The sequence below is a fragment of the Amycolatopsis sp. SID8362 genome (assembly GCF_010550475.1).
GTDB lineage: Bacteria > Actinomycetota > Actinomycetes > Mycobacteriales > Pseudonocardiaceae > Amycolatopsis > Amycolatopsis eburnea.
Genome location: NZ_JAAGNB010000335.1, coordinates 1 through 18,803, shown reverse-complemented (window position 1 = coordinate 18,803; position 18,803 = coordinate 1). Strand labels below are relative to the sequence as shown.

Sequence of the window (18,803 nt, the reverse complement as noted above, 5' to 3'; positions counted from 1 at the left end):
TTCTCCTTCGGCGGTGGAGCAGAACCAGATCAGCGCGGCGCGGAAGTGCTCTCGCGCCGGGTGAGGCGGGGCCCGAGCAGCCGGACCTCCGGGGTGGTGTGGCCGGCGAGCCGGCGCATCGTCATCTCAACGGCCTGCGTGCCGACCTCCTCGGCCGGGATGGCCACGTTGGTCAGCGCGACGGCGTGCTGTTCGGCCATGCTGTCCGGGCAGACCGCGATGACCGAGATGTCCTCGGGCACGCGCAGGCCGCGGTGGCGCAGGTCCGCCAGCAGGCCGGGCAGGACGGCCTCGTTGTGCACGACCAGGCCCGTCAGGTCCGGGTCGGCGGCGAGCAGGTCGTCCAGGCAGGCGCTCACCGCTTCGTAGGAGTGGGCGCACGGCCGGTTCGCGGCCCGCACCTCACGCGTCTTCGCCGCTTCGTCGAAGCCGCGCAGGAACCGGGTCGCGTAGCTCGTCCCGCGCCGGTAGACCGCGGGGGAGGGGCCGATCAGCCCGATCGAGCGGTGCCCGAGCTCGGCCAGGTGCGCGACGCACGCCGAGGCGGCGGCGGTGAAGTCGAGGTCGACGCAGCTCAGCCCGGCCGGGTGGTCGGGCACGCCGATGAGCACCACCGGCAGGTCGAGCGCGAGCAGCATCGGCACCCGCGGGTCGGCGGTCTCGACGTCCATCACCATCAGCGCGTCGGCGATCGCCGAGGACGCCACCCGCTGCAGCGCGGCCGGTCCCTCGTCCTTGGTGAGCAGCAGGAGATCGTGGTCGTGCGCGCGGGCCGCGGTGACCGCCGAGGCGACGAACTCCATCACCACGGCGACGTTGAGGTCGGTCCGCAGCGGGACGACGAGCGCGAGCACGTTCGTCTTGCTGCTGGCCAAGGCCCGCGCCCCGGCGTGCGGGTGGTAGCCGAGCTTGCGGATGCTGTCCTCGACCAGCCGCCGGGTCTTCGGCGAGATCGAGCGCTTGCCGCTGATCACGTACGACACCGTGCTGGGGGCCACTCCCGCCGCGCTCGCGACGTCGTTGATCGTGACCACGGGCGGCCTCCTGGGGACGGGGCGGGAGATCATTGTCGAAGCGCATCGACGATGGCACGAAGGTAAGCGACACCCGGCGGAAACACAAGCGTGATTCGCGATTGCCCGCAATTCGATTCCCATTCGACGACGGTGTTCTTCGTCGAAACTGTCGAACGCCGCTGATGACGGTTCTTTGCGCAGCTCAGCGGCCAGATTCGGGCGTCGCGCCGGAGTCGCTGGGAGCGCGCCCAGCACCTCTTGACCTTCTCGTCGCCCGGCTGTAATAGTCGTCCGCATCCCACCCTCGACGCGAATGTTCCGCGCCGCGCCGTCGAAACGATTCGACGAAACCGGAGGCCGTCCGTGCGCCTGTCCCCGTTCCGCCGCGCCCTCGTCCCGGTGGTCACCGCGACCCTGCTGCTGGCCCCGTCGCCGGCGCTCGCGGCGCCGCCACCGCCGTTCCGCGACCCGGCGCTGCCGGTGGCCGCGCGGATCGACGACCTGCTGTCCCGGTTGACGCCCGACGAGAAGATCTCGCTGCTGCACCAGTACCAGCCCGCCATCCCGCGCCTCGGCATCGGCGTGTTCAAGACCGGCACCGAAGCCCTGCACGGCGTCGCGTGGTCGACGGACTACGACAACAACGGCGCGGTCGTGAAGGCGGACGGCACCGTGTTCCCGCAGGCGATCGGCCTGGCCTCGACGTGGGACCCGGCGCTGGTCAAGCAGGTCGGCTCGGCGGTCGGGCAGGAGGCGCGCGGCTTCAACGCGCGGAACCCGACCCTGTGGGGCCTCAACCTGTGGGCGCCGGTCGTCAACCTGCTGCGCGACCCGCGCTGGGGCCGCAACGAAGAGGGCTATTCCGAGGACCCGCACCTCACCGGCGCGCTCGCGACCGCGTACGGCCGCGGCATCCAGGGCGACGACCCGCGCTACCTGCAGGCCGCCCCGACGTTGAAGCACTACCTGGCCTACAACAACGAGGTCACCCGCGACACCAGCAACTCCTCGGTACCGCCGAAGATCCTGCACGACTACGACGAGCAGGCGTTCAAGATCCCGCTGGAAGCCGGCGCGGCCAACGCCGTCATGCCGTCGTACAACCTGGTCAACGGGCGCCCGAACACCGTGAGCCCGGACCTCGGCGGCGCGCTGCGGAAGTGGGCGCCCCAGGACATCGCCGTCGTCAGCGACGCCGGCGCACCGTCCAACCTGGTCAACTCCGAGAAGTACTACGCCACCAAGGCCGAAGCGGACGCGGCGGCGATCAAGGCGGGGCTCGACAGCTTCACCGACAACGACACCAACGGCTCGATCACCGTCGCCGCGGTCAAGGAGGCGCTCGAGCGCGGGCTGCTGACCATGGCCGACGTCGAAAAGGCCGACCGCCACCTGCTTTCGCTGCGGTTCCGGCTCGGCGAGTTCGACCCGCCCGGCCGCAACCCGTACGCGAAGATCACCCCCGCGGTGATCAACTCCCCGGCGCACCAGGCGCTCGCCCGCAAGGCCGCCGACGAGCAGGTCGTCCTGCTGCGCAACAACGGGAACGCGCTGCCGCTGGCCGCGGCGAAGAAGGTCGCGGTCGTCGGCCCGCTTTCGGACACGCTGTACGAGGACTGGTACAGCGGCGCGATGCCCTACCGCGTGACGCCGAAGCAGGCCATCGCCGAGCGGGCCGCGGTGACGTCGTCCGAAGGCGTCGACCGCGTCGCGCTCAAGGACCTCGCGACGGGCCGCTACCTGACGGCCCCGGCGACGGCGGGCAAGGTGACGGCGGGCGCGACCACCGCGGGCACCGCGGAGTCGTTCGACGTCTACGACTGGGGCGCGGGCAAGAACACCCTGCGCGCCGCCGCGAACGGCAAGTTCCTGAGCTACTCGGGCGGCGCGCTGGTGAACGACGCCGACCAGCCGTCGGGGTGGTTCGTGCAGCAGCAGCTGAAGCTCGACCCGCAGCCGGACGGCAGCTACGTCCTGGAGTACGCGGGCAACGAGGTGACCGAGCCGTGGTTCGGCCCGAACCGGTTCGCGGTCGTCGGGGCCGACGGGGCGCTGACGATCTCCGCCCCGGACGCCGCGCACGCCACCAAGTTCGGCCGCGAGGTGCTGCGCAGCGGCATCGCCGAGGCGGTCGACGCGGCCCGCGGCGCGGACACGGCCGTCGTCGTGGTGGGCAGCATGCCGTTCATCAACGGCCGCGAGGCGAACGACCGGACGAGCACCGAGCTGGCGCCCGCCCAGCGCGCGCTGATCGAAGCGGTCGCGAAGGCCAACCCGCACACCGTGGTCGTGGTCGAGAACAGCTACCCGACAACTGGCTGGGACACGCTGTCCGTGCCGGGGATCGTGTGGACCAGCCACGCCGGCCAGGAGACCGGCCACGCGGTGGCGGACGTGCTGTTCGGCGACGTCGACCCGGGCGGACGGCTGACGCAGACGTGGTACGCCTCGGACGAGGGGCTGCCGAGCATCCTCGACTACGACATCTCCAAGACCGGGATGACGTACCAGTACTACCGCGGGAAGCCGTTGTACCCCTTCGGGTACGGCCTGAGCTACACGAGCTTCCGGTACGGCACCCCGCGTGCTTCGCTCGCGGGTTCGGCGGTGCGGGTGAGCGTCGACGTGACGAACACCGGCACGCGTTCCGGTACCGATGTCGTCCAGCTGTACTCGAAGGACTCGGGCGTGCAGCGGCTGCGGGACTTCGAGCGGGTCACGCTTTCCCCGCACCAGACACGCACGATCCAGTTCTCGGTCCCGGTGGCGGACCTGGCGGCGTGGGACGTCTCGCGGGGCCGTTCGGTGGTGGCGGCCGGGGTCCGCGAGTTCTCGGTGGGCCGCAATGCTGTTGACCTTTCGGCGGCGCAGCGGGTGTACGTGCCGGGGGAGCGGACGCTGCCCCGTGACCTGAGCCGTACGACGCCGGCGGAGAACTTCGACGACTACTCCGGTGTTTCCCTGACGGACACGGCGAAGACGTCGGGCACCTCGGTGGCGGCCGTGGCCGGGAGCTGGGTGTCCTACCGGGACGTCGCGTTGAACGGCCCGGCGCGGTTCTCGGCGTCGCTGTCCACAGTGGAGCCTGCGCGAGTCACGGTCCGCCTGGATTCCCCGACCGGTCCGGTCCTGGGCACGGCGCAGGTGCCGTCCACGGGTGATCGTTACGCGTACACGACGGTGACCGCCGCGCTGGCCGAGGTGACCGGCCGCCACGACGTGTACCTGACGTTCGACGGACCGGTCAACCTGGCGACGTTCTCCCTGCGGTGATCAGGGTTTCCGGCCCACCCCGGCGTACGGCAGCGCGTTGATCGCCGGGTCGTCCGACATGTCCCCCGCGCCCTCCGGCTTCCACATCGCGCAGCCGACCACGCCGGGGTCCACCACTTCGAAGCCGTCGAAGAAGGCGAGGACCTCGTCGTGGGTGCGGGGGACCGGCTGGTTCTGCTGGTCCTGGTTGCTCCGGTACATCTCGACCGCCTCGTCGAGGCGCTGGGACTCCGAGTCCGCCGCGACGTGCGTGACGGCCAGGAAGCTGCCCGGGGCGAGGCGGTCGCGGTAGCGGGCGAGGATGCTCGCCGGGTCCCACGAGTCCGGGACGAAGTGCAGCAGCAGCAACATGAACACCGCGACCGGCTCGTCGAGGTCGAGCAGCTTGCCCGCGCCGTCGAAGACGTCGTTGACGTCGCGCAGGTCCGCCTGCAGCACGAGGCAGTTGTCGTTGTCCTGCAGCAGCAGTTCGCTGTGCGCGACCGCGACGGACTCGCGGTCGACGTACACCACCCGGCACGACGGGTCGGCCTGCTGGACGATCTCGTGCAGGTTGCCCACCGTCGGGATGCCGGAGCCGATGTCGAGGAACTGCCGCACGCCCTGGCCGACCAGGTAGCGCGCCGCGCGGCGCAGGAACGCGCGGTTGAGGCGGGCCGCGTCGCGGACGCCCGGCATGATCTTGAGGATCTGCTCGCCGAGGGCGCGGTCCGCGGCGAAGTTGTGGTCGCCGTCGAGCCAGAAGTCGTACACCCGCGCCGGGTTCGGCACCGAGGTGTCGATCTCCGGCGGTACCCAGCTCAGTTCCCCGGTCACAGGACCTCCCACCCTCGCGGACTCCGGAGCCGCGGAGTCTAGCGTTAAGCTGGCGCGGTCACGAGGGAGACGAGGCCATGACGAACGTCCCCGGTCGCTGGCCCGTGCTCGGCCACACCGTCCCGCTGCTGCGCGACCCGCTGAAACTCTTCACTTCCCTGCCCGCGCACGGAGAAGTCGTCAAACTCCACCTCGGCCCGCTGCCGGTCCACGTCGTCACCACGCCGGAGCTGGCCTGGCAGGTGCTCGCCACCGACGCCGACAAGTTCGACAAGGGCCTGGTCTTCGACAAGATGCGCCCGCTGTTCGGCGACGGGCTCGCCACGTCCAACGGCGAGCTGAACCGCCGCCAGCGCCGCCTCGTCATGCCCGCGTTCGGCCGCACCCGGATCGCGGGCTACGCCGAAACCACCATGACGAAGCTGGCCGACGAGCTGACGAAGTCCTGGCAGCCCGGCGAAGTCGTCGAGTTCGACCAGCGCATGCAGGATCTCGTGCTGACCATCGCCGGGCAGACGCTGTTCTCCACCGCGCTCGGCGACGAAGCGCTGTCGGAGATCCAGCGCTCGATCCCGGTCATGCTCAAGTACGTGCTGGTCCGGGCCTTCTCGCCGAAGTTCGTGGAGCGCCTGCCGATCCCGCCGAACCGCAAGTTCGACGCCGCGGCCGCGCGCCTGCGGGACGTCATCGGCGAAACCGTCGTCGCCGCCCGCGAACAGGGCGCGGACCACGGCGACCTGCTCTCGATGCTGCTGCTGGCCCGCGACGAGGACACCGGCGAGGGCATGTCCGACCGCCAGGTGCACGACGAGGTCATCACGATCCTCACCACCGGCGCGGAAACCACCGCCGTGGCGCTGGCCTGGTTCTTCCACGAGCTGGGGCAGCACCCGGAAGTCGAACGGCGCTTCCACGCGGAGGTCGACGACGTCCTCGGGGGCCGGGCCGCGCGGTTCGAAGACCTGCCGGACCTGGTGTACACGCACCAGATCGTCAACGAGATCGTCCGCCGCACCCCGCCGCTGATCCTGATGCGCCGCGCCCGCGAGGACGTCGAGCTCGGCGGGGTCCGGATCCCGGCCGGCACCGAGGTCGCGGTCAGCCAGCACACGCTGCACCGGGACCCGCGCTGGTTCCCGGACCCGGACCGCTTCGACCCGGACCGCTGGACCCCCGGCCACACCGCGGAACTGCCGAAGGGCGCGTACATCCCGTTCGGCGCGGGCGCCCGGTTGTGCCCGGGGCACGTGTTCGCGCCGACGGAGATCGGCATCGTGGCCGCGACCATCGGAGCGCGCTGGCGCCTGGTCCCGGTGCCGGGCAAGAAGGTGTACGCGCAGCTCAAGGCGACGATGCAGCCGAACCGCCTGCCGATGACGCCGGTGCCGCGAACCTGACGGTGCCGGTTCCACTACCGGGTGTAGTGTTCTCGGGTCCGAACGGCCCGCCCCATCCGGAGGAGTACGGCGTGAGACTGCCGGTCAAGCTGACGTCCGCGTTGTGCGCCTGCGGCGTCCTGCTCGCCTCGCTGACCGCCGCGGTCCCCGCCGAGGCCGCCGCGATCTCGTGCACCGACACGGATCTGCCGGTCACCGGGCCCGGTCTGCCGTCGCTGGTGCCGGGCGCGCCCGCGACCGTGCACGGCAGGCTGTGCCTGCCCGCCGGCGAGGCGCCGGACACCGTCCAGCTGCTCGTGCACGGCGGGACCTACAACAGCGCGTACTGGGACCTGCCCTACGACCCGCAGCGGTACTCCTACCAGCGCGACATGGCCGCCCACGGCTACGCGACGTTCGCCGCGGACCAGCTCGGCGCCGGGCGCAGCAGCCACCCGCTGAGCCTGCCGCTGTCGGTCTGGGCCGCGGCCGAGTCGATGCACGAGGTGGTCGGGCACCTGCGCGCCGGCCGCGTGGGCGGGACACCGTTCGCGAAGGTGGTCATCGTCGGGCACTCGGTCGGGTCCGGGGTCGTCGCCGTGGAGGCGTCGACCTACCACGACGTCGACGGCGTGGTGCTCACCGGCATCACGCACCTGCCCGCGCTGCCGGTGCTCGCGCTCGGCGCGGCCCTCGGCCTGCAGCCTGCCCTGCTGGACGGCCGGCTCGGGCAGCTCGGCAGCGATCCGCTCTACTTCACGACGAAGCCGGGCGCGCGTGCCGGGCTGTTCTACGCCGACGGCGACGCCGACCCGGCGGTGGTCGCGGCGGACGAAGCCACCAAGGACCAGGTTTCGGTGCCCGGGATGGGCACGGTCGCGCTGTTCGGGATCGTGCTTCCGGCGACGAAGGGAATTACCGCACCGGTTTTGCAGGTGGTGGGGGAAAAGGACGTGCTTTTCTGCGGCCTGCTCGCCCTGCGTGACTGCGCCCACCCCGATGTGTTGCGCGCGCAGGAAGCGCCGTATTACCCCGATTCGTCGAAGTTGTCGATGTACGTCCTCCCGGGTGCGGGTCATTCCGTTGCGTTGCACGAAAACGCCGCGGATTACCGCACTGCCACCCGTTCGTGGTTGCAGGATGACCTGGGGATCGCTCCGCAGGGTTATCACTCGATTGGATGAATGCTGTTTCGTGCGCCGGACGCCTTTTCGCGCCAAGATAAATCGGCCCACCGACCGGAGTGCGTCCGTCGAACCCAGGACAGGCTGAGGTGACTGCTCCCCAACCCCGTGGTGACCACCCGCGGCAGAAGCCGTCCGCCGAACGAGCGGCGCGGCGGCTCGGCACGCTCGCGCGCAAGTGGAGCTACCTGATCAGCACCACGGCGTACCTGCCGCACACGCCGGAGGAGATCGAGCGTGAACTGGGTGACCTCGTCACCACGCTCTTCGACGCCGTCGCCGCCGACCCGCCGGACCTCGACGCGGCCGCGACCGCGGGCGGCAGGCTCGTCGAGCTGCGCTGCGTCGGCACGGACAGCTTGCGCCGCAGCCTGGAGGTGCTCGGCAAGGCCCTGGTGCGCGAGCCGGAACTGCACCGCGTCGACGGCCTCGCCGAGCGGGTCGTCCTCGTGCTCGGGGCGCTGAGCGCGGGGTACGGCGAGATGCTGCGGGAGGACATCCAGAAGCGCCAGGAGGGCTTGAGCCGCGCGTTGCTGAAGGTGGAGCAGGAGACGCGGCAGAAGCAGGTCATCACGCGCGCGCAGTTCGAAGAGGTCTTCGCCGGCTCGGCCAGCGGCGTCGCGCTCACCGAGCTCGACGGCCGCGTGCTGCGGGCCAACGCGGCGCTCGCCAAGACGCTCAACCGCACGCCGGCCGAGATCGGCGCGCTGAGCCTGTTCGACCTGGTGCACCCCGAGGACGTCGAGCAGTTGCGCGACGGCTACCGCGACCTCGTGGCGGGCAAGCTGCACCGGCTGCGCACCGGACGGCGGCTGGTCGGCAAGGACGGCGAACCGATGTGGGCCACGTTCGCGGCGTCGGTCATCCGCGACGCCGTCGGCGCGCCCCGGCAGCTGCTCACGATCGTCGACGACGACACCGAGGTCTCGCTGCTGCAGCGGCGGCTGTCGCACCAGGCCCTGCACGACGTCCTCACCGGGCTGCCGAACCGCCAGTTCTTCAGCACCCGCCTGGAAACCCTGCTCCGCGACGCCGACCCGGCCCGCGGGGTCACGCTGTTCCACCTCGACCTCGACGGCTTCTCCCGGATCAACGGCGGCCTCGGCCAGGAGCTCGGCGACCGCGTGCTGCGCGGGGTCGCGGCGAAGCTCAAGACGATCTTCGACGGCGAGAAGGCGCTCGTCGCGCGGCTCGGCGGCGACGAGTTCGGCGTGCTGGTGCAGAACGGCGCGGAGACGCCGGGCGTGCTGCCGCTGGTCCGCCGCATCACCCACGAGCTGGCGGAGCCGGAGTACGTCGACGGACGGCGCGGGGTGGCGGTGTCGGCCGCCATCGGCGTCGTGCACCGGCCGCCGCGCGACGTCACGCCGGCGGAGCTGCTGCGCGCGTCGGACCTGACGCTGCGGCGCGTGCAGCGCACGGGCAGCCAGTGGGGCCTGTTCGACCGCGAGCTGGACCGGCGCGACCGGCACGACTTCGGCCTGGCCGCCGGGATGGCGGGCGCTTGGGAGACCGGCGAGATCGAGGTCTGCTTCCGGGCGCTGGTGTCCGCGGGCGACGAAGCCGTCCAGGGTGTTGAGGCCCGGCTGCGGTGGAACCACCCGGCCGAAGGGGTGCTGGCGCACGAAACGTGCCTGCGGCTGGCGGCCGAAACCGGGCTGGCCCTGCCGCTGGGCACGTGGCTCCTGCGCACGGCGGCCGACCGGCTGCTGGCGTCCGGGAGCGAACTGCCGCTCACCGTCGAACTCACGCCGCAGCAGGCCGCCGACCCCGAGCTGGTCGGTGAGATCCGCGGGGTGCTGGAGTCGACCGGACTGGCTCCCGCCGCCATCCGGCCCGGCTTCCCGGCCGCGGCACTGCTCGCGGAGTCCGGCGACGCGGCCGACAACCTCAAGGTGCTGGCCGAAATCGGCGTCCAAGCGGAGCTGCACGGCGTCGGCGACGTCACCTGCCTGACCGAGTTCCCGGCGCGCGCGGTCCGCCTCGCGCCGAGCCTGGTGGAGCGGCGCACCCACCCGCTCGTCGAGCCGTCGCTGACGGCGCTGATCGCGGCGGCCCACGAGGCAGGCGCGGTGGTCGGCGTCACCGGGGTGGCGGACGCCGACGAGGTGCGGTGGTGGCGGGAGCGCGGCGTGGACCGCCTGTCCGGCCCGGCGTTCCCCGAGCCGGCCGGCCTTTAGATCCGTACGAGCACTTCGTCGAGGGACTTGCGCCGCAGGTCCGGGACGACGCAGTCGTCGGCCGGGTAGCCGACCGGGATCACCGCGAACGCCTTTTCGTTGCGGGGGCGGCCGAGCAGCTCGCCGAGGAAGCGCATCGGTGACGGCGTGTGGGTCAGCGCCGCCAGGCCGGCGACCTGCAACGCCGTCAGCAGCATGCCGACCGCGATGCCCACCGACTCGTCGACGTAGTAGTGCTTGCGGACGCCGCCGTCGTCGTCGAGGGCGAAGCGTTGCTGGAACACGACGATCAGGTACGGCGCGTCGGTCAGGTGCGGCTTCACCGCGTCCGTGCCGAGCGGCCGCAGCGCGTCGAGCCACGCCTCGCCGAGGCGGCCGTCGTAGGAGATCCGCTCCTCCTCTTCGGCGGCTTCCCGGAGCCGGCGGCGCACGTCGGGATCGGTGACGAGGACGAACGTCCACGGCTGCTGGTGCGCCCCGCTGGGCGCGGTGGACGCCACCGCGATCGCGTCGAGCACCGCGCGTTCGGGGACCGGGTCGGCGGAGAACATCCGGACCGAGCGCCGCGCTTCCATCCGCTGCCGCAGCGCGGCGGCCCGCGCGAGGGCTTCGTCGTCGGGCAGCCGGGCGGGCCGGTAGGGGACCGGGTGGTAGGTCATGTCCGGAGTGTGGCGGGGGACACGCGGGTCGCAGCAGGGCCAGACGTACGATTCGCGGTGTTGAGCGTCCGGTATACGGACAGTAAGGTCAGCCTTGCCACGATTTTTACGCTGAACGGCGCAGTGAAGCTAGGCCAAATGGACCTGTCGCGCGAAGTGATCTCCTCATTACCCTCCAGTAGCAGACAGTGGTGCCGATCACAGTCGCTCCAGGAGGCTCTATGGCGTCGCGCGTCCGTGGACCCGGCTCCGAAGACCTGCGCGAACTGCGGATCCGGCACCTCACCGGCTGCCTCCCGTGCACGCTCAAATGCGCGTACTGCGGGCTGCCGGTGCGGCTCACCGGGCCGGGCGACCACCCCGGCTACGGCGTGGTCGAAGAACTGACCGGTGACCTCGTGCTGCTGCACCGCTTCTGCCGCGGCGCGCTCGGCCGCTGCCGGACGCGGGGGTGCGTGCTGCGGCGCGCCCACCTCGGCCGCGCGACCGAGCAGTACGAAACCGGACGGCGGCGGCCGGGGCGTTACCAGCGCCTGGGTGTCCGCCGGTCGGCCGACCTCGATCTGTACCGGAGGCACTGGCGGATCGCGAAGATGCGGTACGCGTGCAAGGCGTGCCGGTACTACACCGGCTCGCACTGAGCCGGTCCTTCCATCACGACGCGGAGGACTCGTGCTCGTTCGTCTCATCCTCGGCCTGCTCATGACCGTCGTCGGCCTCGCCGTCGCCGGCAAGCGCGTGGCCTTCCTGTACCAGCTGATCAAGGCGGGCCAGCCCGACACGAAGCGGTCGAACGAACTGGGCGCCCGCCTCTTCGCGCAGGTCCGCGAAGTCTTCGGCCAGCGCAAGCTGCTCAAGTGGTCGGTGCCCGGCGCCGCGCACTTCTTCACGTTCTGGGGCTTCGTCATCCTGGCCTCGGTCTACCTCGAGGCCTACGGCGCCCTGTTCGACGAGAAGTTCGCGATCCCGTGGATCGGCCACTGGGCGGTGCTCGGCTTCCTGCAGGACTTCATCGCCGTCGCGGTGGCGGTCTCGCTCGGCGTGTTCACGGTCATCCGGATCCGGAACGCCCCGGAGCGCAAGGACCGCGCGTCGCGCTTCTACGGCTCGCACACCGGCGGCGCGTGGCTGATCCTTTTCATGATCTTCAACGTCGTCTGGACGATGTTCTTCTTCCGCGGCGCCTCCTCGGCGTCGGGCAACTTCCCGTACGACAACGGCGCGTACGTCTCCCTCGGCGTCGGGAACCTGCTGGAGCCGCTGGGCCACTCGACGACCGAAGTCCTCGAGACCGTCGGCCTGCTGCTGCACATCGGCGTCATGCTGGTCTTCCTCAGCATCGTGCTCTACTCCAAGCACCTGCACATCTTCGTCGCGCCGATCAACGTCTCGGCGAAGCGGCTGCCGGACGCGCTCGGCCCGCTGCTGCCGATGGAGTCCGGCGGCGTCGCGATCGACTTCGAGGACCCGGGCGAAGACGACACGTTCGGCCGCGGCAAGATCGGCGACTTCACGTGGAAGGGCATGCTCGACTTCGCCACGTGCACCGAGTGCGGCCGCTGCCAGTCGCAGTGCCCCGCGTGGAACACCGGGAAGCCGCTGTCGCCCAAGCTCGTCATCATGAACCTGCGCGACAACCTCTTCGAGGAGGCGCCCTACATCCTCGCGGGCACCGAGCACGAAGAGGCGCGCCCGCTGGTCGGCCCCGAGGCCGACGGCGGTGTCATCGACCCGGACGTGCTGTGGTCGTGCACCACCTGCGGCGCGTGCGTCGAGCAGTGCCCGGTGGACATCGAGCACGTCGACCACATCGTCGACATGCGCCGCTACCAGGTGATGATCGAATCGGCGTTCCCGACCGAGCTGGGCGGGCTGTTCAAGAACCTGGAGACCAAGGGCAACCCCTGGGGCCAGAACAACTCCGAGCGGCTCGCCTGGACGAAGGACCTCGGCTTCGACGTCCCGGTGTTCGACGGCGAGCTGGGCGAAGACGTCGAGTACGTGTTCTGGGTCGGCTGCGCGGGCGCGTTCGACGACCAGGCCCGCAAGACCGTCCGCGCCACGGCCGAGCTGCTGCACATCGCCGGCGTGAACTACGTCGTGCTCGGCAACGAGGAGTCCTGCACGGGCGACCCGGCGCGGCGCGCGGGCAACGAGTTCCTGTTCCAGATGATGGCCCAGCAGACGGCCGAAACGCTCAACGCCGTGTTCGAGGGCCGCGAGCCGCGCCTGCGCAAGATCGTCACGACCTGCCCGCACTGCCTCAACACGCTCAGCCGCGAATACCCGCAGCTGTACGGGCACTACGAGGTGGTCCACCACACGCAGCTGCTCAACCGCCTGGTCCGCGGCGGCCAGCTGACCCCGGTGAAGGCCGCCGAGGACGGCCCGAAGGTCACCTACCACGACCCCTGCTACCTGGGCCGCCACAACAAGGTCTACACCCCGCCCCGCGACCTGGTCGGCGCGGCGGGCGCCCAGCTCACGGAAATGCCCCGCCACGCCGACCGCGCCCTGTGCTGCGGTGCCGGCGGCGCGCGCATGTGGATGGAGGAGCAGATCGGCAAGCGCATCAACCTGGAGCGCGTGGACGAAGCGATCGCGACCGACGCGGAGACGATCGTGACCGGCTGCCCGTTCTGCCGCGTGATGCTGACCGACGGCCTGGTCCAGCGGCAGAGCGAGCAGAAGGCGGAGAACGTCGACGTCCGGGATGTGGCGCAGCTGCTGCTGGAGCGGGTGAAGACGCCGGACGGCTCGGCTCCGAAGGTCTGACCGCGCGTCAGCCGTCCACAGTGGAAGCGACCACTGTGGACGGTTTCGGCGTCGCGGTCCCCTTGCCGCCCAGCTGGGAAGTGGGCACCCGGTAGGTCTCCCGCGCCGTCGCCGCGGCACCGGCCGCGACCAGGCACACCGCCGCGGTGAAGATCGCGACGCCCAGCCAGTCCGCCTTGCCCGAGCCGATCGCCGCCACGACGCTCGGGGCGAAGCCCGCGACCGCGAAGCCGATCTGGGTGCCGATCGCCATGCCCGAGAGGCGGACGCGGGCGCCGAACATCTCGCCGTAGAGGGACGGCCAGACGCCGTTGACCCCGGAGTACGCGACGCCGAAGAGCAGGATGCCGAGCACGAACAGCAGCGCGTACGAGCCGATCGAGATCGACCAGAGGTACGGGAAGATCAGCACCCCGCAGGCCAGGCAGCCGGCGACGAACACCGGCTTGCGCCCGACGCGGTCGGCGAGCCCGGCCAGCAGCGGGATCGCGGCCAGCGCGACGACGTTGGCGAGCACGCCCACCCACAGCATCGGGGTCCGCGCGAGGCCGATCGTGTTGACCGCGTAGCTGAGGGCGTAGACGGTGAAGATCGTGCTCACCGAGGCGATCGTCGCGGCGACGATGACCCGCAGGACGTCGGCCCAGTGGTCCCGGAACAGCACCGCCACCGGCAGCTTGGCGACCTCGGTGCGTTCGAACACCGGCGTTTCGTCGAGCTTGCGGCGGATCACGAAGCCGACGGCCACAACCAGCGCGCTGCACCAGAACGGCACCCGCCAGCCCCAGGTCAGCAGCTGGTCCTGGGGGAGCGCGGCGACCGGGAGGAAGATCGCGGTGGCCAGGATCTGCCCGGCCTGCGTGCCGCTGAGGGTGAAGCTGGTGAAGTACGCGCGGCGCCGCTCGGGTGCGTGTTCCAGCGACATCGAGTTCGCGCCCGCCTGCCGTAGATGAAGAAGTCGTAGTACTCGAGCGCGCTGCCGATCCAGGCGGCCAGTGCCGCCTTGCGGGGCATCGATCCGGTCACGGGAAGAGCTCCTGACGTCCAGGCAATGTACGGTCTAGTTAGTTAATAGAGGGTGCGAGACCGGGCCTCCGGTGTCAAGAGGGGATTCAGGGGTCCGGTGCCGGTGTGCCGCACCGCGCGTGTCCCGGCCCGTCGACACGCTGTGCCACCAGCGAAAACGCCGTCTTGATCGCGCCTGCTGATCCGGGAATCCTTGCCCGGCGCGGCTTTCGTCGTACCCCTTGAGCGCGCCGAATCCGCTTTCCGGCGCCCAGGCGGTGAAAAACGGCCCGGACACCTTCCTATTCGGACGACTTCTCCCGGCTGCGGGGTTAGTGGGGTGACCGCCCGGCTACTCCCCGTCAGAGTGCCCGGTGGGTTTACAACGTTCCGGCAACCGCCTTGACAGGGCCTGTGGTACGTACCACTCTAACCCCAACATTGGTCTACACCATTTGGGGAGCCTGGCCGTGGCGGCCGGGTATCGAAAGGACGGCATCGAGTGAAACGCTGGCTCAAGCTGGCGGCGGGCGCCGCCGCATTCACGCTCGCGACCGCAGGCTGCGCGGGCTCCAGCGGATCGGACACCGCGGCCTCGTCGAGCGGGAACGCCGCGATCAGCGGCGACGTCACGGTCTGGCTGATGACCGGGTCCGCGCCGACCACCCTGACCGACGCGCTCAACAAGGAGTTCGAGGCCGCGCACTCCGGGGTCAAGGTCAAGTACGAAATCCAGCAGTGGGACGGCATCCAGCAGAAGCTGACCACCGCGCTCGCCGGCGGCACCCCGCCGGACGTGATCGAGATCGGCAACACGCAGACCGCGGCGTTCGCCTCGCAGGACGGCGTGCTGACCGACCTGTCCGCCGACAAGGAGAGCTTCAACGGCGCGCAGTGGCTGAAGGGCCTCGCCGACTCGGGCACCTACGACGGCAAGACCTACGGCGTCCCGTTCTACGCGGCCAACCGTGAGGTCATCTACCGCAAGGACATGTTCGAACAGGCCGGCATCGCCAAGCCGCCGACCTCGAACGACGAGTGGATCGACGCGATCACGAAGCTGAAGACGAAGTTCGGCTCCGACCCCGACTTCCAGGCCCTCTACCTGCCGGGCCAGAACTGGTACTCGCTGCTGTCCTTCATCTGGGACAACGGCGGGGACATCGCCCAGCCGGACGGCAAGAACTTCAAGGCGACGCTGGACAGCGCCGGCGCGAAGGCGGGCCTCGAGTTCTACAAGAAGCTCGTCGACACCTCCGGCACCAAGGCGCCGAAGGACGCGGACGAGGCCAAGCCGCAGCAGGCGACCGTCTACGGCGCCGGCAAGGTGGCCATGATGATCGGCCTCCCGTGGGAGCTGGCGACGGCGGCGAAGACCGACGCGAGCCTGACCGCCAAGACCGGTGCCTTCGCGATCCCGAGCAAGACCGCCGGCCAGAGCGCCCCGGTCTTCCTGGGCGGCTCCAACCTGGCGATCCCGGCCAACAGCAAGAACGTGGCCGCGGCCAAGGAGTACATCAAGCTGCTCTCCAGCGCGAAGTACCAGGGCCAGCTCGCCGCCGCCGGCGTCGTGCCGGGTACCTCGACCGACCTGACCGGCCTGGACAAGGACCCGCTGGGCAGCGTCATGGCCAAGGCCTCCACCAACGGCAAGGCCGTGCCGGCCAGCCCGAAGTGGGGTGACGTGGAGTCCGGCCAGAACCCGGTCAAGGACATGCTGACCGCGTACCTGACCGGCAAGAAGACGCTCGACCAGGCGACCGCCGACGCCAACGCAGCGCTGAACAAGCTCATCGGCGGATGACAGCGACCGCGAACGTGACGATGCCGGCGGGGGCCACCCCGCCGGCATCGCCGCGCGACGCGGGGGCCAAGAAGCGCAAGCGGGGCCGGTTCGGCGACCGGGTCCTCCCGTACCTGCTGCTCCTCCCCGCGCTCGCCGCGATCCTCGTGCTGCTCGCCTGGCCGCTGGTCCAGGTGCTCGCGATCAGCTTCCGCAAGCTCGACATCGGCCAGCTCGTCTCCGGCAAGACGGTCTGGATCGGCTTCGACAACTACACGAACACGCTCTCGGACCCGGAGTTCTGGACCGTCACCTTCCGGACCCTGGTCTTCACCGCCGCCATCGTGGCCGCCACCATCCTGGGCGGGCTGCTGCTGGCGGTGCTCATGCGCCACCTCGGCCCGGTCGTGCGGATCATGGTCCAGGTGACGCTGGTGCTGGCCTGGGCCACCCCGGTGATCGCCACGACCACCGTGTTCCAGTGGATCTTCGACCAGCAGTACGGCATCCTCAACAAGACCCTCGACCGGCTGGGCTTCCACGGCTTCATCGGCTTCTCGTGGTTCTCCAGCGGCCCCAGCACGCTTGCCGTGATCGGGCTGCTGATCGTGTGGCAGGCCGTGCCGTTCGTGACCTTCTCGCTGTACGCGGGCATCATCGGCGTCTCGCGGGAGCAGTACGAGGCCGCCGGCATCGACGGCGCCAGCGCGTGGCAGACGTTCCGCGCGGTCACCTGGCCCGCGATCCGGCCGATCACCACGATGGTGACGTTCCTGTCGGTGCTGTGGGACTTCAACGCCTTCGCCCAGATCTGGGCGATCCGCGAGGGCGGCCCCGACGGCGGGAGCACCACGCTGGCCGTCGTGCTGTACCTCAAGGGCATCGCGGGCAACCACTTCGGCGCGGCGGGCGCGATCGCGACCCTGATGCTGATCGTGCTCGCGCTCATCACGGGCCGGTACATCCAGCTGCTCACCCGGACCCGGGAAGGTGATCTGTCGTGAAGAAGTCGCTCTCGCAGCGGATCGTGCTCGCGGTGGTCGGCGTGCTCGTCGCGCTGGCGATCGTCTTCCCGACGTACTGGATGTTCGTCACCTCGCTCCGGACGCCCGGCGAGATCCTGTCGCCGAAGTACGACCTCATCCCGACGTCGTTCTCGTTCGGCAACTTCGCCACCGCGCTCGGCAAGGACAACTTCCCGACGTACCTGATGAACAGCCTGATCGTCACCGTCGGGTCGGTGCTGTGCGCGCTGGTCGCCGGCACGCTGGCGGCGATCCCGCTCTCGCGGCTGCGGTTCACCGGCCGCAAGGGCTTCCTGGTGCTGGTCATGGTGGCGCAGCTGGCCCCGGTGTCGGCCCTGTTCATCCCGCTGTTCCTGCTGATGCGGGACGCCGGGCTGCTCAACACGCTGCCGTCGCTGCTGCTGATCTACTTCGCCACCACGCTGCCGTTCACGGTGTGGATGCTCTACGGCTTCGTCAACGGGATCCCGTACGAGCTGGAAGAGGCCGCGATGATCGACGGCTGCAGCCAGACCGGCGCGTTCCGCCGGGTGACGCTGCCGCTGCTCGGGCCGGGACTGGTCACCACGTCGGTGTTCAGCTTCATCACCGCGTGGAACGAGTACCTGTTCGCGCTGGTCTTCATCCAGGACAAGCCGAAGGAGACCCTGCCGGTGTGGCTCGCGTCGTTCCGCACGGCGTTCGCCACCGACTGGGGCGGGGTGATGGCCGCGTCGGTCATCTACGCGGTCCCGGCGCTGATCTTCTTCCTGCTCGTGCAGCGCAAGCTGGTGTCCGGCGCGACCGCCGGCGCTGTGAAGGGGTAGCGCGTTGAGTTCACCGGAGAAGCTCGCCGAAGCCGTCCTCCTGCCCGGGTTCGCCGGGACGACCGCGCCGGACTGGCTCCGCCGCCGGATCGCCGCCGGCCTCGGTGGGGTGGTCCTGTTCGGCCGCAACGTCGTCGACGACGAGCAGGTCGCCGCCCTCACCGCGCAGCTGCGGGGTGGGCGCGACGGCGTCGTGGTCGGGATCGACGAGGAGGGCGGCGACGTCACCCGCCTCGACGTGAACACCGGGTCGTTCGTGCCGGGCCCGCTGGCGCTGGGCGCGGCCGACGACCCGGAGCTGACCACGGCGGTCGCCGCCGCGCTCGGGGAACGGCTCGCGGCCTGCGGCGTGACGCTCGACCTGGCGCCGTGCGCGGACCTGACCCTGGCGGCCGAGGACCCGATCATCGGCGTCCGGGCGTTCGGGTCCGACCCGGCGAAGGCGTCACCGCACGTCGCGGCGTTCGTGACGGGGCTGCAGAAGTACGGCGTGGCGGCGTGCGCCAAGCACTTCCCGGGCCACGGCGCCGCGACCGAGGACTCGCACGTGGCGCTGCCGGTGCTGCCGCGGACGCCGTACGAGCTGCGGGAGATCGAACTGGTCCCGTTCGCCGCGGCGATCGAGGCGGGGGTGCGCTCGGTGATGTCGGGCCACCTGGTCGTCAAGGCCTGGGGCGAGGAGCCCGCGACGCTCAACCGCGTCGCGCTCACCGACGTCCTGCGCGGCGAGCTGGGCTTCACCGGCGCGGTCATCACCGACGCGCTGGAGATGGGCGCGGTCTCGGGGGAGTACGGCAAGCACGACGGCCTCGGCCGCTCGGCCGTGCGGGCCCTGGCCGCGGGCGCCGACGCGCTCTGCCTGGGTGGCGCGGCGTTCGAGGCCGAGCACTTGGACGCGTGCGTCG

At 70.7% G+C, this 18,803-nt stretch carries 14 protein-coding genes; 10 read left to right on the top strand and 4 right to left on the bottom strand.

Features of this window, described 5'->3' with window-relative positions; all coding sequences use genetic code 11:
* Positions 1-29 precede the first annotated feature (29 nt).
* Positions 30-1,034, bottom strand: coding sequence for a LacI family DNA-binding transcriptional regulator (locus tag G3I65_RS10925; RefSeq protein WP_160695999.1), 1,005 nt, complete (start codon positions 1,032-1,034; stop codon positions 30-32).
* 345 nt (positions 1,035-1,379) lie between these two features.
* On the opposite strand from G3I65_RS10925, the gene G3I65_RS10920 reads away from it, so the two are divergent.
* On the top strand, positions 1,380-4,289 hold the full coding sequence (locus G3I65_RS10920; protein ID WP_160695998.1) for a glycoside hydrolase family 3 protein: 2,910 nt from the start codon (positions 1,380-1,382) through the stop codon (positions 4,287-4,289).
* Here the strand turns inward: G3I65_RS10920 and G3I65_RS10915 are convergent, their stop codons facing one another.
* Positions 4,290-5,105: an SAM-dependent methyltransferase gene (locus tag G3I65_RS10915; protein ID WP_160695997.1), complete on the bottom strand. Its 816-nt coding sequence runs from the start codon at positions 5,103-5,105 to the stop codon at positions 4,290-4,292.
* Between the two features lie 77 nt (positions 5,106-5,182).
* Here G3I65_RS10915 and G3I65_RS10910 point away from each other — a divergent pair, with 77 nt between their 5' ends.
* The 3 genes from G3I65_RS10910 (at position 5,183) to G3I65_RS10900 (ending at position 9,845) form a co-directional block, all read left to right on the top strand.
* Positions 5,183-6,502 carry a cytochrome P450 gene (locus G3I65_RS10910; RefSeq protein WP_160695996.1) on the top strand — a complete coding sequence of 440 codons (1,320 nt, stop codon included), beginning with the start codon at positions 5,183-5,185 and terminating at the stop codon, positions 6,500-6,502.
* Positions 6,503-6,573: 71 nt separating this feature from the next.
* On the top strand, positions 6,574-7,665 hold the full coding sequence (locus G3I65_RS10905) for an alpha/beta hydrolase (RefSeq protein ID WP_160695995.1): 1,092 nt from the start codon (positions 6,574-6,576) through the stop codon (positions 7,663-7,665).
* Between the two features lie 89 nt (positions 7,666-7,754).
* Positions 7,755-9,845, top strand: coding sequence for an EAL domain-containing protein (locus G3I65_RS10900; RefSeq protein WP_160695994.1), 2,091 nt, complete (start codon positions 7,755-7,757; stop codon positions 9,843-9,845).
* Here G3I65_RS10900 and G3I65_RS10895 read toward each other — a convergent pair.
* Positions 9,842-10,504: a nitroreductase family protein gene (locus G3I65_RS10895; RefSeq protein ID WP_160695993.1), complete on the bottom strand. Its 663-nt coding sequence runs from the start codon at positions 10,502-10,504 to the stop codon at positions 9,842-9,844. The genes G3I65_RS10900 and G3I65_RS10895 overlap by 4 nt on opposite strands.
* Before the next feature lie 221 nt (positions 10,505-10,725).
* Here G3I65_RS10895 and G3I65_RS10890 point away from each other — a divergent pair, with 221 nt between their 5' ends.
* Both G3I65_RS10890 and G3I65_RS10885 read left to right on the top strand, forming a co-directional pair.
* Complete coding sequence (locus G3I65_RS10890) at positions 10,726-11,145, top strand: hypothetical protein (protein WP_160695992.1); 420 nt, start codon at positions 10,726-10,728, stop codon at positions 11,143-11,145.
* Between the two features lie 31 nt (positions 11,146-11,176).
* A complete protein-coding gene (locus tag G3I65_RS10885) occupies positions 11,177-13,279 on the top strand; it encodes a (Fe-S)-binding protein (RefSeq protein WP_160695991.1) in 2,103 nt (700 codons plus the stop codon).
* A 7-nt stretch (positions 13,280-13,286) separates the two neighbouring features.
* Here G3I65_RS10885 and G3I65_RS10880 read toward each other — a convergent pair whose 3' ends face one another.
* Entirely contained in the window at positions 13,287-14,204 is a 918-nt protein-coding gene (locus G3I65_RS10880; RefSeq protein ID WP_375336673.1) for an MFS transporter, read from the bottom strand.
* A gap of 582 nt (positions 14,205-14,786) precedes the next feature.
* Here G3I65_RS10880 and G3I65_RS10875 point away from each other — a divergent pair.
* The 4 genes from G3I65_RS10875 to G3I65_RS10860 form a co-directional block, all read left to right on the top strand.
* On the top strand, positions 14,787-16,088 hold the full coding sequence (locus tag G3I65_RS10875; protein WP_160695990.1) for a sugar ABC transporter substrate-binding protein: 1,302 nt from the start codon (positions 14,787-14,789) through the stop codon (positions 16,086-16,088).
* Positions 16,085-17,071: a carbohydrate ABC transporter permease gene (locus G3I65_RS10870; protein WP_160695989.1), complete on the top strand. Its 987-nt coding sequence runs from the start codon at positions 16,085-16,087 to the stop codon at positions 17,069-17,071. Before G3I65_RS10875 ends, G3I65_RS10870 begins: the two co-directional genes overlap by 4 nt.
* Positions 17,068-17,898, top strand: coding sequence for a carbohydrate ABC transporter permease (locus tag G3I65_RS10865; protein WP_160695988.1), 831 nt, complete (start codon positions 17,068-17,070; stop codon positions 17,896-17,898). Before G3I65_RS10870 ends, G3I65_RS10865 begins: the two co-directional genes overlap by 4 nt.
* A gap of 4 nt (positions 17,899-17,902) precedes the next feature.
* Positions 17,903-18,803: glycoside hydrolase family 3 protein (locus tag G3I65_RS10860; RefSeq protein WP_160695987.1), on the top strand; the 901-nt coding region annotated here is incomplete at its 3' end.

Coding starts and splice junctions, on each gene's coding strand:
- G3I65_RS10910 (WP_160695996.1), top strand. CDS start 5,183: ATGACGAACGTCCCCGGTCGCTGGCCCGTGCTCGGCCACACCGTCCCG.
- G3I65_RS10895 (WP_160695993.1), bottom strand. CDS start 10,504: ATGACCTACCACCCGGTCCCCTACCGGCCCGCCCGGCTGCCCGACGAC.
- G3I65_RS10890 (WP_160695992.1), top strand. CDS start 10,726: ATGGCGTCGCGCGTCCGTGGACCCGGCTCCGAAGACCTGCGCGAACTG.
- G3I65_RS10880 (WP_375336673.1), bottom strand. CDS start 14,204: ATGTCGCTGGAACACGCACCCGAGCGGCGCCGCGCGTACTTCACCAGC.
- G3I65_RS10870 (WP_160695989.1), top strand. CDS start 16,085: ATGACAGCGACCGCGAACGTGACGATGCCGGCGGGGGCCACCCCGCCG.